Genomic DNA, 18,736 nt, shown 5'->3' on the forward strand with positions numbered 1-18,736 from the left:
ATGTGATTGGAGCCAACCAAACGTTTGGATCAGTTCGCGGAAATTGCGTTTCGTGAACATCCCGGAAATAAAGATGAACTGCGGGACATTCCGCCTATAACTGTTGATAAAAAATATTTCGCACCGGGCACGGATAAAGCGAAGCGCGTGCCAGAGCTTACATTCGAAGCTCAAATGGAAAGATTTCATGAAGAGTTGGATCAGCTTCGCGAGAAGTACAGACCCTATATGAGAAATGTAGTACCGGCTCCTTCGATGACAAGGGATCGGCAAGTATGCAGTCAATTCCAATTTCGCTATCAAACGCCTGAAGATGTGAGTTTTACTCGCGTACTGGATGGTGCAGGGGATTGGGAAGCGGTGACGATCCCTGATTTCCGCGGACCCAGCGGGGAAGAAGGCAAATGGACGGGATTTTATCGCAGCGAGTTCGCCTATCCCGGCATTCCAGTAGGAAAACGAGTATATCTCGTGTTCAAAGGTGTTGATTATAAAACGACGGTATACCTCAATCACAAATGCATTGGCAGTCATGAGGGGTTTTTCGCACCGTTCGAATTTGATGTGACCGACTTTTTGCAAGAAAACAATACGCTCGTCGTTGAGGTTCAGACGGACATTCCCATGATGGGTGTCGGGGGAACGAAGCTGGATGGCGATAAAATATACGCAGCGACGGGGCCAGGATGGGACGATCCGTACAACGGTTGGAGCCACTGTCCACCGGGAGCGGGGATTTACAATAAAGTGTATCTGGAACAGCGGTCAGAACTGTTTATCCAGGATGTCTTCGTAAGACCGGATATTGACACCGGCTCTGTGGAAGTCTGGATTGATGCGGTGAATACCACAACGCGCGTCATGGAGAATTTTGAGTTGGAACTGGCAATTATGCCTCAGAATTTTGAGGGTGAAGGAATAGAACCAATCTCATTTACAGTGGCCTATGCGGGGCCAGGCATTAATTATTTCCGTTATAAAGTAGAGTTTCCAGCATTTAAAATGTGGGAACCGGAATCACCGTTGCTATATGCGGTGCGTATTGAAGTGAAAAATGACAGGGATTGCGTAGATAGCCGGGATCGCACTTTCGGTATGCGGAAATTTCATATGGATGAACAGCAGGTTCCGAAAGGTACGCTTTATTTGAACAATCAACCGATCGTACTAAGAGGCGCCAATGAAATGGGGCATCTGCAGCAGTGTGTGATGAACAACGATTTTGACCAATTAATGGATGATATTTTGATTGCCAAATTGGCGAATTTGAATTTTTACCGAATTACACAACGTCCTGTACAGGAAGAAATCTATGACTATTTCGATATGCTCGGCATGATGCATCAATGCGATTTGCCCACATTCGGCTTTATTCGTCGAAATCAATTCGTTGAAGGCGTGAAGCAAGCTGCGGAAATGGAAAGGCTGATTCGCAGCCATCCGTCCTCCATTATGGTATCGCTGATCAACGAACCTTCTCGGACTGAGAAAAGACGCAAGGGTCACCGATATTTGCACAGAAATGAGCTGGAAGCTTTTTTCGTAGCCTCCAGGCAAGCCATATTTGTTGAGAATCCGGATCGTGTTGTTAAAAACGTGGAGGGGGACTACAACCCGCCTACCCGAGAAGGGCTGCCCGATTTTCATTGCTATAATTTGTGGTATACGAACAACGTCATTCCAGTAGGGAAAATGTACAAAGGGTACCTTCCAACGATTCGAGAAGGCTGGAAAGCGGGATGCGGCGAGTATGGGACCGAAGGGCTGGATCATGCGGAGCTTATGCTAAGCCGTTACCCCAAGGAATGGCTCCCGACATTGGAGCAAGATCGTTGGCTGCCGAATAGCATCCATGGTGCACAAACCTACAATCTTCACGGAGATTGGTATGCGGAACAAACCAATATGCACGATTGGATTCAGGCCAGTCAGAAGCATCAAAGTTTAGCGACGAAGCTGATGACGGATGCATGGCGCAGAAGAGCGGATCGGGTTGTGTCCACCGCCATCCATCTGCTGATTGACGCTTGGCCGGCAGGTTGGATGAAAGCTCTTGTAGGTGTCGATCGAAAACCAAAACCAGCGTATTTCACTTATAAGGACTGCTTGGAGCCTGTTCGCGTTAATTTGCGAAGCGACCGCTGGAAGGTGTATGAAAGCGAGACATTGGAAATAGAAGCATGGCTTTTGAACGATACAGCGAAGGAATACGGGAAGTGCCGGATTGTTGCAACACTGCGTGATGATTCAAGAGACTACGCACATTACGAAATAGCTAGTTTACTACCGATAGCTTCATCGCAGTATGCAGGTTCGATTCGATTCTCCGTGCCTTCCGTCCAAGAAAGACAGCAATTATACGTGGATGCGGAATTGATAGATGAAGACGGCCATGTATTAAACACAGAACGGTTTACTTTTGAGGCATTTGCAAAGATGAGAAGCCAGACCCCTCAGAAGGTCGCTTATCTCGACGCAGCGTCCGAATTGCTCGGTTCGCTGCTGAATGTTAGCGGAGAGCGTTATTCCGAAGAGGTGCATGACGATTGTACGCTTGTTGTCTCATCTCCGGAATCATTCAACAGCCAACGGACCGCCATCCTTGCGAAAGTTCGTAAAGGCGCAACAGCCGTATGTATTCTAAAGCACGCTGATAACGGTACATGGGACTTAGATGATACACAAATTCAAACGGTGAAATTACGAGAAGTGTATACGCTTTCCATGCAAGTGGATGGTCTCAAAATGGCTAACGTAAAACCAGACGATTACTCTTATTTTTACAATTTGACGACAGACCGGCTGGATGGCATGACCAATAGCCATTTGATCGGCGAGGGTATCGAACCTATTGTTTTTGCTTACCAGGCGCATTCGGAGACACCGGGTAAGCGGAAGCTGCCTGTCGTAGGATTGAAACGTTTAGGCAAAGGGCTTCTGTTCTTCGTTTGCCTGCCATTAGCGGGCAGAGTCGGCTTTAATCCAACACTAGACCGCCTGCTGGTGACTTTGATGAGTGAGAAAGGAGTGAGCCCCGAGTGTTGTACACCATTGTTAGCCACAATCAGAAGCGACGAGCCGAGATAGCAGTCATGCAAGAAGGTTTACAGCTCATGCTTAGATTAGAGGGCGAGCCCTCTCCTTTTTTCACAGGGCGATTGAATGACATGCTAAGTTATTCCACAGGAAGACCGTGGCGAATGGATACACCTGGGCTGAGGGAAGTGCAAGTCAGTGACGAAATTGGCCTGGTTCGGATCAGTGGTTTCTTAGAAGCCTTGTACGTCACGTTGAGTCTGACGTTTGACGAGCAGGACCTCCTGCGGATGCAAGTGAGTTGGGAGAATCGGAGCGATTACTTCGTTCGTGAAGCAGCTGTGGGTATCCTGTTTGCGCTTCCGAAACGAAGCCAAGAAAAAGTGACGATTCCCCACATGATTTACAATAACAATCCTTCTTCTGATCCGAATCGGATCGTGCCACGGCTTGGCATGGAGCCAGGCCGTGGCTTCATATGCGAAGAGCACAGACTGCCCATTCCCTGCGTGAATGTGGAATGGGAGGAAGAGGAGACGCGATTTCTCTCCTTGTTTTCTATCCCGGACTTTGTGGAGACGGAAGACGGAGTTGTTCATTACGGCTCGCTGGGAGCCATCCAAGAGGAGAGTCGCATCACGGCCGTTGCGCTAAGCGGCGTTCTGATGTTTAACGGGGAGAAAGACACTTATTTTATCGCTAAAAATACTACGCAATCTTATTCCGATGGATATATGGATTTCGAGCAAGGCCGCACATCAATCAAAATGTATGCGCTGGATTGGGGTGTTGCAGACCGCCCAGGCCATGCCTTTCGTGAAATTGTTCGAAAAAGCGAAAAGCTTTTCGCACCGGTGGGGAAGAACCCGCTGTCTCTGGATGAGATGATCCGGCTTAAGACCAATGCGATGGATGATCGGTATCGAAGCGGGGAGCGGGATGCCGCAGGCTATATCAAGTTTACCGATTCGAATCAGAACGGGACCGCCCCCAAGCATCCGCTGCATTACATGTACGGTTGGACGGGGCAGTGTTTGAAGCTGGCCTGGTGCGATGCCAAATTAGGCATTGAGAACGGGCAGGAAGAACGAGTTCTGAACTGCAGGCGAGTTGTTGATTTTTATGTGTCGCAGAGCCGTACTGACGTCCCGGGTGTGAGACATAGTTTGTACCGGCTTAATGAAGGAGTTTGGGATGACTTTTACTGGAACAAGCAGCCCGTCGTCTCAAGCCGGGCTTACGGTGAAACGATCGCTGATCTGGCGGAAATTACCTTGCTCTTTCGGGAAAACGGTCTGGAAGTCCCGTTAAGCTGGATCGAGGCGCTGCGCGAGTCCGCAGATTTCTTGTTGGGCGGCGCGCTATTAACGGGCATCTACCCTTCCGCATGGCGAATGGACGGCACGCCGGCAGATGACCTGATAACAGCTGCGGGCATCCCCTGCTTGATCGCTCTCGTGAAAACCTATTGGATCACTCAGGAGAGCAACTATTTGGAATTCGCAGAGAGAATGATGCAGCGTTATTACGAACTGCATGTCGAGACGTTCGAACGGCCATTTGCCCGTTCCACGCTGGATGCAAAGTGTGAGGACAAAGAAGCGGGGATGTACTTTTTCCTAGCTGCATACGAACTGTTTCTTTTGACCAGGGATAAACGGTATCAGGAATGGGCCGAAATCGCTGCGGATTGGCTTTTAACTTTTGTATATGTGTGGAACCCAGCGTACAACCAAGGCTCAGCATTCCGGAACACGGATTTTAGCGCTGTGGGATGGCCTGGTGTCAGTGTGCAAAACCACCATTTGGATGTATTTTTTCCAACGTATGAGTTCTGGAAATTTGGACGCTTAACCGGTAAAGAGCAATATGAACGGTGGGGACGAGTGTCGCTGGAGGCAATGGGACAGGGCATTTGTACGAAACCGGGCGAATGGGGATTTACCGTTGCCGGGGAGCAAGGAGAAGGCTTTTTCCAAACGTATTGGAATCACCGGGGACACAGCAATAAATGGAACCCTTCATGGGTTATCGCGCTAGTTTTACATAACGCTTTGCGTTTCAGGGATACACAGGGTTGACGGTGAAAGATAGGAGGGCATTTCGATGAGAGAGAAAGAAATTCCGGATTGGGAGAATCTGGAGGTGCTTGGGCGCAGCGTGGAGCCTTCCAATACCGGTTACATGCCATATGCAGATGTAGAAACGGCGCTGATCGGAGAGCGGGCACTTTCGCCATATTTTCAATCGCTTAATGGAAGTTGGAAATTCAGGTATGTGTCAAGTCCGTCGGAGGCGCCAGCGAATTTCTTCGAACCTTCTTACATGTCCGATGACTGGTCTGCTATGCCTGTTCCTGGCAATTGGCAGATGCAGGGCGTTGGACGTCCGCATTATTCCAGCAGCTATTATCCGTTCCCCATTGATCCGCCGCATATCCCTAACGATAATCCAACTGGCTGCTACCGCAGAAGCTTTTACGTATCGGATACATGGAGGGAGCGGCAAGTATTTCTCGTGTTTGAAGGCGTTGATTCCGCCTTTCATGTCTGGGTGAATGGGAAATTGGCAGGGTATGGGCAGGGCAGCCATATGCATAGTGAATTTCGCATTACTTCTTTGCTGAATGAGGGAGAGAACACCATTGCCGTGCAGGTCTATCAATGGAGCGACGGCAGCTATCTGGAAGATCAGGACAAATGGCGGTTAAGCGGGATTTTCAGAGACGTGTATTTGAAAGCAACGCCTGATGTGCATATGCAGGATGTTTCTGTAAAAACCAGCTTCAATGAAAATCAGATCGATGCAGAACTTAACCTCCGGATAGCAGTAAAATGCTTTTCAAATCATGCGGTACCGCTGCACAACCATACGGTAAACGTTACGTTGATGGACGAAAAGCGTCAAACGGTATATACCGGAAAAACCGACGCCTTCTCGCTAACGGATGAAAAAGTGCTCAACATGCAGCTTCCCATCCTGGCTCCTCACAAGTGGTCGGCGGAGGATCCGTACTTATACGCGTTAGTTTTGGAGCTTGCGGATGAGACAGGAACCTCGCTAGAATCTGTAAGCGTTTCCGTTGGTTTTCGCGATATTGCGATCCGGAGCGGGCGGCTTCTGATCAACGGCACTCCCGTTACCCTTAAAGGAGTAAACCGCAATGAGTTCCACTCCGATCTCGGTTATGCGATACCGCTGGAAGCGATGGTGGAGGATATCCGCCTGATGAAGCAGCATAACATGAACGCCGTGCGGACATCGCATTATCCGAATGACACGCGCTGGCTGGATCTATGTGACCGATATGGGCTGTATGTCATCGATGAAGCAGACCTCGAAACGCATGGTTGTCATTTTATTGGCAACGAGAGCCATCTTGCTCAAGATGAGCGATGGAAAGAAGCGTTTGTCGACCGTGCCCGCCGCATGGTGGAGAGGGATAAAAATCATCCGTCCATCATCATCTGGTCCCTTGGGAATGAATCGGGTTACGGAGCGAACCATGACGCCATGGCAGATTGGGTGCGGGCAGCAGATCCAACTCGCCCAATTCATTACGAACGGGCTAAAGATGCTGAGGTCGTAGACATTGTAAGCTGCATGTATCCCTCACTGGATGCACTGATTGAAGAAGGAGAGAAAACGGAAGATCCAAGACCTTTTCTTATGTGCGAATTTGCACATGCCATGGGAAATGCGTCCGGCAACTTGAAAGAATACTGGGAAGCGATCTATCAGTATCCCCGATTGCTTGGCGGGATGATTTGGGAATGGGCGGACCTGGCTGTCAGGCAGCAGACGGAGGATGGCACGGAGTGGTACGCGTACGGCGGTGATTTCGGCGATCATCCCAACAGCGGTCACTTTTGCATTGACGGCTTGGTGTTCCCGGATCGAACGATCAAGTCTTCTCTGATTGAATTTAAAAAAGTGATTGAGCCAGTAAAGGTTCGTGCAGTCAACATGCAATCAGGCATCGTAAGTATTGAGAATCGCTACGACTTCTTATCGCTCGATCATCTGAAGGGCTCGTGGCAGCTGCTGCATGACGGGGATATTGTGGAGCAGGGAGAACTGCCGAGCATCGATGTGCCGCCTAGCGGAGAATCGGAGATGACCGTTCCTCTCAGCAAGGCATATGAGCAGTGGCAAGGCGAGTGTTGGCTCCGCATTCGGTTTACGATGCGGGAGGAAACACGATGGGCGCAGCAAGGACATGAAGTGGCTTGGGCGGATATACCGCTATCCACTGCAGCTAGTGGCGCACCGCTGATCAACGTGAAGCCGATGCACAGTTTGCGAATGGAAGAGCAGACTACGCGCCTGCTTGTAAGCGGTAACGATTTTTGTCTGGCTTGGGATAAAAACAGCGGCACATTGAACGAATTCCAATATAACGGAATTTCGCTCTTGCAGTCCGGCCCGAAGGTCAACGTTTGGCGAGCACCCATTGATAATGACGGCCGTCAAGCCAAAGAGTGGAGAAAAAACGGTTACGATGCCTTGCAACAGCGCGTAAACGAATTTTCTGTGGAGTCGTATGGGGATCATGCGGCGCAAATTACGGTGAAGGCGGCACTTGGCGCAGCGGGATTAGGCATATGTTTTGAGACTTGTATGGTGTATACGGTTTACGGATCAGGGGACGTCTTCCTCAAAGTCCATGTGAATCCGCGAGATGGCCTCCCCCCACTACCGCGCTTGGGCTTGCAGATGGTCATGCCCGGCACCTTCGATCGCTTAGCGTGGTTCGGGCTGGGCCCGCACGAATGTTATATCGACCGTAAGGAAAGCGGTCGGCTGGGCGTTTACGCAGGAACAGTGCAGGAGCAATACGTTCCTTACATCAAACCGCAGGAGCATGGTAATAAAGCGGAAGCGCGGTGGGCAACCGTAACAAACACACTAGGAACGGGCTTGTTTATAGGCGGTTTGCCGATGTTCGATGTGAGCGCGAGTCATTATGCTACGGCGAATGTAACGCGAGCGAAACATACGACCGATTTGGTTCGCTTACAGGAAACGATCGTGAATATGGATTATCAACAAGCTCCGATCGGTAATCATAGCTGCGGGGAAGCTCCCCCGTTGGATCGTTATTTGCTCCATCCGAAGGAAACGACTTTCGAACTGCGGCTGAAGCCGTTTTCGGCAAGAGATGTTTCGCCGATGCAGCTGAGTAAACGGAGGCCGGCGCCATTCCACCTAGAAGGTACCGACAACGAAACCATGATTCCATTAACACTTCAGGGGGCGATTCGATGATTAGCCGGACATTTCCCAAGATTATGTATGGCGGCGACTACAACCCGGAGCAGTTCCCGAAGGACATATGGGATGAGGATATGAGGTTGTTCGGGCTTGCGGGCATTGATATTGCCACCGTCAATGTGTTCTCGTGGTCACTTAACCAGCCGGATGAGGAGACGTACGAGTTTGGATGGTTAGACGAGGTCATGAACAAGCTGCATGAGAATGGGATGTATGCCTGTTTGGGAACGGGGACGGCCGCGCATCCGGCTTGGATGGCGAGGAAGTACCCGGATATTTTGACCGTAACGACCGATGGGAAGAAAAGAAAGTTTGGCCGAAGACATAACTCCTGCCCGAATAGTCCGACGTTCCGCCATTATGCCGAGGTTTTGGTCCGTAAGCTGGCGGAGCGATACAAGGGCCATCCGGCTCTGCTTTTATGGCATGTGAACAATGAAATAGGAATCCGCTGCTACTGTGATAACTGTGAGCACGCATTTCGAGGATGGTTGAAAAATCGGTACGGAACGCTCGAACGGCTGAATGAGGCCTGGTATACGCGATTCTGGGGACATACCTTCTATGATTGGGAAGACATCGTTCTTCCAAGCGCATTAAGCGAGGGACTTTCTGGAGGAAACTCCGATCAAACGGCGTTTCAAGGCATGACGCTGGATTATTATCGATTTAATTCGGACAGCTGGTTGGCCTGTTATCAGTTGGAATATAACGCGATTAAATCGTTCATCCCGGATGCGGTCGTCACGACCAACTTCCAGGGGAACGGGACTTATAAGCCGCTTGATTATTTCAAATGGGCGCCTTATCTGGACATTATCGCTCTTGATATATATCCGGAAAATCAAACACCCGAAAGTTACATGGCGCTTCGTTATGACCTCATGCGGGGCTTGAAAGACGGCGCTCCCTTCATGCTGATGGAGCAGACGCCGAGCGTGCTTAACTGGAAAACGGTCAATCCGACGAAAAGGCCCGGCGTTATGCGGCTTCGCAGTTATCAAGCCGTGGCACGCGGCGCCGATTCGGTGATGTTCTTCCAGCTGCGACGCTCGCTAGGGGCTTATGAGAAATTTCACGGAGCTGTTATCGATCATGCCGGCCATGAGCATACACGTGTGTTCAGGGAATGTACAGAGCTTGGCCAGGAGCTTAAGCAGTTAGGCAATCAATTGCTCGATGCACGGGTGAAAAGCAGAGTAGGCATTCTGTTCGACTGGGATAATTGGTGGGCTGTTGAATTAGGAGGCGGCCCTTCCGCTCATTTGAAATATGTCGACCACATCCAGAAATATTACGATGCGTTTTACGACAATCATATTCAAGTCGATTTCATTCATGTGGAAACTGATCTTACACCCTATGAAATTGTGGTTGCCCCTGTTTTATATATGCTGAAACCTGGTTATGCGGAGAAGCTGGAGCGCTACGTCAAGAACGGAGGAACCTTCCTCACTACGTTCTTCAGTGGTGTTGCGAATGAAAGCGATCTTGTCACACCGGGCGGTTATCCTGGCGAGTTGCGGGAGCTGTTGGGCATTTGGGTGGAAGAGCTGGACGCGCTGCACCCGGATCAAAAAAACAAGCTTGTGATGCAGATGAACGTAGGAGAGCTTCACGGCACCTACGAGTGCGGCTTGTTGTGTGAAGTGGTTCATTCGGAGGGAGCGGAGACGGTTGCGAGCTTTGGCAGCGACTATTATGCAGGTTCCCCGGCATTGACGCGTAACCGCTTTGGCCAAGGAGAAGCTTGGTATGCGGCAACGGATCCTAGCCGTACTTTTTTAAAGGAATGGATCCGCTATTTATGCGAAAGTAAAGGGATCTCTTCTCCAATTGAAGCACCTGCATCAAAAGACGTGGAAATCATTCAGCGCCATAAAGATGAGCTCGTCTTTAATTTTGTATTAAATCATAGTGAACATACGCAGAAGATAAATGTGGGGACGCACGAGCAAATAGAACTGCTCAGCGGCACGAGCGTTAGCGGAGATGTTGAACTTCTTCCAAAAAGCGTCGCGATATTCCAACAGAAGAAGGAGGCGGAGACTTGTGGAAGAGCCCCAGCTTAAGCGATTGCGGAATCAATTTGAGAATCCTTCGAATATCTACAGGTCGCTTCCTTTCTGGGCTTGGAATGACGACTTGGAAGAGGAAGAGCTGAACCGGCAAGTGAAGCAAATGAAGGAGCAAGGGATGGGCGGCTTTTTCATTCACTCCAGAGATGGATTGGAAACGGTCTACATGGGTCAAGAGTGGATGGACTTGGTTCGTTCCACCGTGGAAACAGCGAAGGCGGAGAATATGCAGGCATGGCTGTATGACGAAGACCGATGGCCTTCAGGTTTTGCCGGGGGACTTGTGCAAGCGAGAGGCGGTGACGCATTCCGCGCCAAAGGCCTTACGCTAGAGGTCATCCCGGCAGACTCTCTACAATCGGTAATTGACGACACCGACACCGTAGCATTGTTCAGAGCAGTGATTAACGAGAGAGATTTGATTCGCTGTGAAAGACTTCAAGCAGGTGCAAGCAGAGAGTTAAGAAGTGATGAAGTGCTGCTTCTATTCCGGGTCGAAATATCCGAACGGAGTGCCTGGTTCAACAATGAAGCGCCTCCGGATCAATTAAATCCCGAGTCGGTTGAAGCGTTCATCGACCTGACCTACGAGGCTTACAAAAAAGTTGTTGGCGAACATTTCGGCCAAACCGTTCGCGGCGTTTTTACAGACGAGCCGAGCCTCCATGACCGTCATTGCAAATTCACAGAGGGGCGGGGCTGGATTCCTTGGAGCTGGTCTTTTCCCGCCTTTTTCCAAGAGAAACGTGGATACGATCTACTGGATCTTGTTCCTTATTTATATTTCAATGGCGAACGCTCCACGGAGGCGCGTCACGATTACTGGCGGACGATTACTGAACGATTCAGTGAATCCTATGCGAAGCAAATCGGCGAGTGGTGCGAGAACAACGGGCTTGTTTTTACCGGACATTTTCTCTGGGAAAATAATTTGGGCACAGCCACTCGCGTTTGCGGGGCGATTATGCCTAATTACCGCTATCAGCATGTGCCGGGCATCGATATGTTGACGGAGCAAACGAACGAATATATTACCGTTAAGCAATGTACCAGTGTGGCTAATCAGTATGGGAGAAAATTCGTTCTGACTGAAACTTATGGCTGTACGGGCTGGGGTTTCACCTTTGAAGGGCAGCGATGGATCGGGGATTTCCAATTCGTTCTTGGGGTCAATCTAAGGTCTCAGCACTTGGCGCTTTACTCGATCAAAGGCTGCCGGAAGCGGGATTATCCGCCTGTATTCAATTACAACACCAGCTGGTGGAAATACAATTCGATTGTGGAAAATTATTTTGCCAGACTGTCCGCGGTTTTGACAGAAGGACGCCCGGTTCGTGACGTGCTTGTGCTTCATCCGGCTTCCACCGCATGGAGTATGGTTGGCACGGGTCCTTACGGATTTCCAGCCCGAGGCAAGGACCGTGACGTATCCGAGACGAACCGGTATGGTCACGAATTTAACGCTTTTCTCGGCAAGCTGCTAAGAGCGCACTACGATTTTGATTTGGGCGATGAAACCATCATGGCGGAAACAGGGGCCATTCACGGCAAGAAGCTTGCTGTTCATACAGCCGAGTATCAAGTCGTCGTCATTCCGGAAATTCGGACGATGCTAAACAGCACGTTCCAGCTGCTCCTGCAATTCCTTGACGCTGGCGGCAAAGCTGTCGCTGTCGGAGCTCGCCCGGAAATGCTCGAAGGCAGAGTGAGCAATCGTCTATCCGACCTCTATGATCACCCGAACATGGTCATCGTTGGGGACGCGGCTGAGGCAGCCCAAACACTGGAAAACATACTGACACGCCAAGTTAGCATCAAGAGCGAAGAAGATGAGGAATCCGCTGACTGCCTGTATATGCTCAGAGATATGGGAGATCGTTATGCGCTGTTCGTTGTCAATAATGACCGCGAGCGCGAACATCGCGTTCGGATCGGAGTTGCCTTGGAAGGGCAAGGCTACTTGGAAGAGTGGAAGGCATTGACAGGCGAAGTAAGTGCAGTCGACACCTGTCTTCGTCAGGGCTATATCATCTTTGACGAGGTATTCGGTCCGGCAGATTCCAAATTATATATTTGGCATAAGAGCGGCCGCATGGCTGAAGCAGAAGGAAGCCGCGCGAACGCGGATCAAACCGACACTCAGTTGTTAGGTACGGTCTGCAAGTTCACGCGGTCAATGCCGAATGTGTTAACCCTGGATATGTGCTCATACTGTATCGATCATGGCCGCTGGTCGGAAGAGATGGAGGTATGGCAAGCACAGAAAGCCATCCGGTCGCTTCTGGACATGAGACAGATTTACGGCAATGGCATTGAACAAAGGTACAAATGGATTCACGAGCCCCATCCGGAAGATGGCAAGCCGGTCGCTTTCAAATTCACCTTTCATATAACCGATGTTCCGAAGGAAGCTGTGTATCTGGTTGTGGAGTCTGCGGAACAGTTCCAGATCAGCCTTAACGGTGAATCCATCGCCAATAAGTCTGACGGTTGGTTTCTGGACCGGTCGTTTGATCGAGTGCTTTTATCCGGTTTGAGAGCTGGAGAGAACGAGTTGACCTTGTCGTGCAACTATGTAAATCGCATGGAAGTGGAAGATATTTATTTGATCGGACCGTTTGGCGTCGATGCTTCAAGGAGCTTGGTGGCCGAACCCGAAACCTTGGCCTTTGGCGATTGGTGCAAGCAAGGTTATCCTCACTACTGCGGCAGCATGATTTATCATTTTGACATTCAGGTGGAAAACAAAACGGAAAGCCGGATGGTACTGGAACTTGGCGATTATGCCGCGGTCACCATCGAAGTAAGGGTCAACGGGCAAACGGCAGGACATGTACCTTGGCGCAGTGCGAACCGTCTTGATTTGACGAAGTTGCTTCACGAGGGTGTGAACCGCTTGGAAGTGGAAGTCATGGGAAGCCCGCGCAACATGCTGGGACCGTTCCATCAGGCGTCGGGTGATACGCTGACAACCAGTTGGGCGTCTTTCCGCAAAGAAGGCCAGCATTTTACTCGGGACTATCAGTTAAGCCCTTACGGCTTGTTTGGGCAAATGACATTATACACAGAGAGATGGGAACGGAGGTTTGAGCATGAAAATCCATAAGTGGGGGCTATTTCTATCGTTCTTCCTCTTATGCGCCGCATTATTGCCTGCGACTGCAGTCGCCTCGGTGAAATACTCCACGTATACCAAAGACAGCCGGGGAAATTTAATATGGCTTCAGCCGGCGTACTTCCCGCTGGGGGTAATCGGGCAGAATCTGATGGCGCCAGATCCAGGCAACAACACGGTTCAGATGAGTTCGCCGATGAAAAATCCGAAAGACATCTTCATCGATGCGAAAGGTGAAGTTTATATCGCGGATACGGGCAATAACCGCATTGTACATATGACAGAATCCGGGCAGCTGTTGCGTTACATTACACTGCCGGAGAGCCCTTTTAACAAACCTGAAGGTGTTTTCGTAACCAATGACGGCAGCATCTATGTCGCGGATACAGGCAACAAACGAGTGCTTAAGTTGGACGCAAGCGGCAAAGTTATGCAAGAGTATAAACGGCCAGAGTCCCGGTATATTCCCGATACGTTTGTTTTTGATCCGGCGAAGGTCATGGTCGATGAACGTGAGTTTATGTATATTGCTGTACACGGCAGCTATGAAGGGCTTGTGATGCTTGATCCGAAAGGCAAGTTTCAAGGTTTCTTCGGTGCCAACGGCACGGCGATTTCCCCGTTAGACGCTTTGAAAAGAATGCTGTACACCAAAAAAATGTACGCCAATGAAGTTGCTAAGAGGCCGGAGCCAATCAACAGCGTAGCGACGGACAAAAACGGCTATATTTTTACAGTGACTGGCGGAACAGCAACAACGAATCAATTGAAAAAGCTGAATGTAAAAGGCGATAACTTGCTGCGCAGCTCCTCGAAACCGTTCGGAGAAACAGCCCCATGGGACGTGCCGGCGGAGGGGGTCATGACAGGTCCTCAACTAACGGATGTCGCTGTGGATCAGAGCGGCAATATGATTGTTGTCGATCAGCAGAACAAATATATCAGCCATTACGATGCATCCGGTAATTTGTTGTACTTCTGGGGCGGCGCATCCGCGATCGGTTCCTCGCAGGTCGGACTGTTGAAAAGTCCTGTGGCGCTTGACGTTAATGAAAGAAACGAGTTGTTTGTTCTTGACGATCAGGAAAATATCGTGCAAGTGTTCCGGTTGTCCGAGTTTGGGCAAAAGGTAGACCAAGCCAATCAGCTTACCCTGGCTGGCCGATATGAGGATAGCGAGCAGCCGTGGCGTGAAGTGCTGCGTTTAAACGGGCAATTCGCCCCAGCTTATCTAGGTCTTGCAAAGTCAGCTTTTAAAAAAGAACAGTACGAAACGGCTAAAGATTTGTTCAAAGAAGCGGGAAATCAACAAGGGTACTCAGATTCCTTCTGGCAAATCAGGATGCTGTGGCTGCAAGGTAACTTTTCTTGGATAGCGAGCGTCATGCTGCTTGGTGTAATCTTATACACCGTTACCGATAAACTCACTGCAAAGCGTGAATTTCGAAGCAGATGGCGCAATCGACCGAAAAGTGAGAACCGTTTCCTCTCGAATTTAAGGCTTGCGCTGCATGTTTTAAAGCATCCGATTGACGGCTTTTCCGCCATCCACTATGAGAACAAAGGCAGCTACTTGAGTGCCAGTATCGTTCTGCTTGGTGTTTACTTGTCCTTGATTATCAGCCAGTTCGCGACTAGCTTTGCATTTAATCCGAAGACCTTTGTGGATATTTACTCGACGTTCACACAATTTTTCATCGTTTGGATCGCTTGGATTGTCGCCAACTACCTGGTCAGCTCGATTTATCGGGGAGAGGGGCGCTTCAAGCACATCTTTATCGGCAGCGCCTATGCGCTTTTGCCTTACATAGCTATTGGCATCCCACTTGCCTTAATATCCAATGTCATGACGATGTCCGAGGCGTCGATCTATCATTTCATCGGCAATGCGATGACAGTATGGATCGGGCTGCTCATATTCTGGAAAATTCAGAACGTCCATAATTACACGTTTGGTGAAACGATCATGAATGTTTTCCTTACGTTATGTACGATGCTTGTCATCGGTGTGCTTATTTTCATTATCATGGGACTTACCAGTGATCTTGGATCGTTACTTTATCAGATGTATCAGGAGGTGACCTTGAGATGATCCGGATGATCAAAACCAATAAAACAGCCATCATCGTTACCATCCTGATCTTGGCGGCCGTCGTCACCTTCCTGACCCGTGCCAAATTTGAGTTCAAAGATTCGGGACAACGCAGTTCGCAAGCGGTGCAGCAAAATACGACGGTAGAAGCAGCGAGTGTTCCTGCCAAATTGCCGCTCGATACCGATTTCAAGCAAGTTGCGGAATCCGAGACGTTGAGATTGAAAATGGACGAAAAGACGGGACATTTTATTGTTGAGGACAAACGTAACGGCAATCTGTACCGCTCTTACCCCGATCCGAAATATTGGTCGAAAGAGAAGATTTCGGAGACCTGGAAAAAACATTTGGCTTCACCGCTGATGGTCCAATATGTGGATTTTTCCAAAAACATTTTGCAGGCTAAAGAAACGAATCTGGCGGCGGAAGGCGGGCGCATCAAGGATATTCAAACAATTCCAGGTGGATTCAAGCTTGCTTACGAATTTCCGGTTACAGGCTTCACAATCCCAGTCCAAGTAACGGTTGCTCAGGATTACGTTGAGACGAAAATCTTGCAGGAAGGCGTTAAGGAGACCAAAATGGGTCTCGTCTGGGTCAGGCCCTATCCTTTCTTAGGAGCGGAATACACAGACGGACAGGACGGTTACTTGTTTATTCCGGATGGTGCAGGAGCGCTCGTGCGATTCAAGGATAATCAATTAAATGTCAACAAATTGTATGACGAATTAACATATGGCCAAGATATTGCATTCCCGGGAATTAACAACAATCGGAATAAGGTCATGATGCCGGTCTTCGGTATGAAATCAGGATCGAAAGGCTTCCTGGCCGTCGTGCACGAAGGCGATGAGTATGCGGACGTGGTCGCTGCTCCGGCAGGTGTCCTAAGCAATTACAACTGGATTGGGGCGCAGATGAATTATCGTTCCAGCTTCTTGCAGTTTACAACAAGAAATACGAACGTCCCTGATTCGTGGGGATATGTCGACTATGATCGGGATCATATTTTTGGGAGCGATCGTTCCGTTCGTTATTATATGTTGGACGAGAAGAAGACAGATTACGTTGGCATGGCAGAGACCTACCGCCAGTATTTAATAAAGGAGAAAGCAGTTAAGCCGGTTACGGTTAAAGACCCGAATATCCCGTTATATACCAATATCATCGGAGCCGATCGGGAAAAAGGGGTCGTTAGTGACCGCTACCTTAATTTGACCACGACGAGCGAAGGCATTCAAATTATGAATTCCTTGCATGACAAGGGAATAAACAATATGTCTCTCACTTTCACGGGCTGGCAAAAGGGCGGCTACAGTTCCTTTGGCCAAACGTTCCCGGTGGATTCCCGCCTTGGCGGAGATTCCGGCATGAAGGCGTTCATCGATCATGCGCATGGACTTGGTTATCCCGTGTACTTGGAAGCACAGTATTCCTTGAATAATACAAAGGGGGGCGGGTTCGACGAGAAGTTTAACGCCATGGTTAACTTAGCCGGCCGGACGCTGATGCAGAGCCCCTTGTTCAATCGGGAGAAGACGCCGGTTGTTAGCGATAAATACATCGAACAGATGGTGGATAACGATTTGCCGAAATATAAGGCTATGGGTGTCGACGGACTTGCCGTCGGATTGCTGGGCCAGAGGTTGTACAACGATTACAACACGGGGTACGGCTCCTCAAGAGACCAGGCCCGCAAAATTCAAGAGCGGATTTTACAAAAAATTAAGGATACGCTTGGCGGTGTACAGGGGGAGAAATCCAATATTTACGCACTGCCGCATATCAATTACATCCGAGACATGGTATATGACAATTCCTACGACTTATTTTCGGATGAATCGGTGCCCTTTGCTCAAATTGCTACACACGGATTAGTTTCTTATTCATCCGAATATGTGAACAACCGCCAGGAAGATGTGAACGATTTCTTAAGGGATATCGAATACGGAGCGGCGCCATCCTTTGTATTTACGAAGGCTGAAACGAAGAAATACGTGAATTCTTACGGCTTGCGCTTCTATAACACGTATTACCCGGATTGGGAGAATTTCGCATCCGAGCAGTATAAACGCTACAACGAAGCGCTCGGAGATGTGCAGGATCAGTTTATTACCGGGCATCAGAAGCTTGCTGAAGGTGTGAAAGAAACGACGTATGCCAACGGAAAAAGAATTATCGTGAACTATAACTTGACAGAATACCGGAGCGGAGATTTGGTCGTACCGGCACATAACTTTGTGATTGTTCGAGGAGGGGGAGGCAAATGAATCGGAGAGCGAGACTAAGGTCATCCCTGATCGAATATTTGGAAGGAACACTGTTCATAGCACCGTGGTTCATTGGTTTTATCTTCTTTATGGCGTTCCCGATCGGTTATTCCTTATTTATGAGTTTTCAGGATGTAACCATAACGGCAACCAAGACGACGACCCGTTACATTGGCTGGACGCATTATAAGTACATTCTGTTTGAGAACGGAAGCCTGTTGTACAATCAACTGCTGCCGTTCCTGCGCCAAGCGCTTTTTATGATTCCAATTATCGTCATTTTCGCGCTGTTAATCGCAATTATTTTGAATCAAAAGTTTCCCGGCCGCACATTTTTTCGGGCCATCTTCTTCCTTCCCGTCATTTTGGCGACAGGCGAAGTCGTGAAGGAATTTCTGACGCAGGGTGAAGGCGATCTCGGATTTATGTCCAAATTTAACATTTCAGGCCTTATCCAGGCTAACTTATCGGCCACTTGGTCAGATCCGCTGATTTCCATTCTGAACTCGTTCGTACTCATTCTGTGGTACTCCGGTGTTCAAATTATGATCTTCCTGGGCGGCAGGCAGACGATTTCGAATTCCGCTTATGAAGCAGCACGAATTGATGGCGCAGGACCTTGGGAAACGTTCTGGAAAATTACGCTGCCTGCCATGACGCCGTTCATTTTCCTCAATTTAATTTATACCGTTGTCGATCTATTTACGTTTCCGACCAATCCGATTTTGTCGAAGGTAAGGGAAAGCGAGTATGGACAATACAGCGCTTTGTTCTGGATCTACTTCATGATCATCGCCTTTTTCTTAGCGATCCTATTTATTATTTTCGCCAGGGTGACAAAATCACATCGTGCTTAACAAGTTTACGACAG

The 18,736-nt window shown here is 49.2% G+C and carries 8 protein-coding genes; all 8 read left to right on the top strand.

What is annotated here, in order from left to right:
- The first annotated feature begins 6 nt into the window (after positions 1-6).
- From RQP52_RS00550 to RQP52_RS00585, 8 genes are read left to right on the top strand one after another with little or no spacing between them, the layout of a single operon-like run.
- Entirely contained in the window at positions 7-3,087 is a 3,081-nt protein-coding gene (locus tag RQP52_RS00550; RefSeq protein WP_315948778.1) for a glycosyl hydrolase 2 galactose-binding domain-containing protein, read from the top strand.
- Entirely contained in the window at positions 3,039-5,117 is a 2,079-nt protein-coding gene (locus RQP52_RS00555; protein WP_315948779.1) for a hypothetical protein, read from the top strand. The genes RQP52_RS00550 and RQP52_RS00555 overlap by 49 nt, the downstream gene beginning before the upstream one ends.
- Before the next feature lie 25 nt (positions 5,118-5,142).
- Entirely contained in the window at positions 5,143-8,304 is a 3,162-nt protein-coding gene (locus tag RQP52_RS00560) for a glycoside hydrolase family 2 TIM barrel-domain containing protein (RefSeq protein ID WP_315948780.1), read from the top strand.
- A complete protein-coding gene (locus RQP52_RS00565) occupies positions 8,301-10,382 on the top strand; it encodes a beta-galactosidase (RefSeq protein WP_315948781.1) in 2,082 nt (693 codons plus the stop codon). The genes RQP52_RS00560 and RQP52_RS00565 overlap by 4 nt, the downstream gene beginning before the upstream one ends.
- Positions 10,363-13,494 (top strand): glycosyl hydrolase, encoded by a 3,132-nt coding sequence (locus RQP52_RS00570; RefSeq protein WP_315948783.1) that lies wholly within the window; start codon positions 10,363-10,365, stop codon positions 13,492-13,494. Before RQP52_RS00565 ends, RQP52_RS00570 begins: the two co-directional genes overlap by 20 nt.
- Positions 13,481-15,595 (top strand): YIP1 family protein, encoded by a 2,115-nt coding sequence (locus tag RQP52_RS00575; RefSeq protein ID WP_315948785.1) that lies wholly within the window; start codon positions 13,481-13,483, stop codon positions 15,593-15,595. Before RQP52_RS00570 ends, RQP52_RS00575 begins: the two co-directional genes overlap by 14 nt.
- Complete coding sequence (locus tag RQP52_RS00580; protein ID WP_315948786.1) at positions 15,592-17,865, top strand: DUF5696 domain-containing protein; 2,274 nt, start codon at positions 15,592-15,594, stop codon at positions 17,863-17,865. The genes RQP52_RS00575 and RQP52_RS00580 overlap by 4 nt, the downstream gene beginning before the upstream one ends.
- Positions 17,862-18,722 carry a carbohydrate ABC transporter permease gene (locus RQP52_RS00585; RefSeq protein WP_315948787.1) on the top strand — a complete coding sequence of 287 codons (861 nt, stop codon included), beginning with the start codon at positions 17,862-17,864 and terminating at the stop codon, positions 18,720-18,722. Before RQP52_RS00580 ends, RQP52_RS00585 begins: the two co-directional genes overlap by 4 nt.
- Positions 18,723-18,736 lie beyond the last annotated feature (14 nt).

It is taken from the genome of Paenibacillus violae, assembly GCF_032461945.1.
GTDB lineage: Bacteria > Bacillota > Bacilli > Paenibacillales > NBRC-103111 > Paenibacillus_E > Paenibacillus_E violae.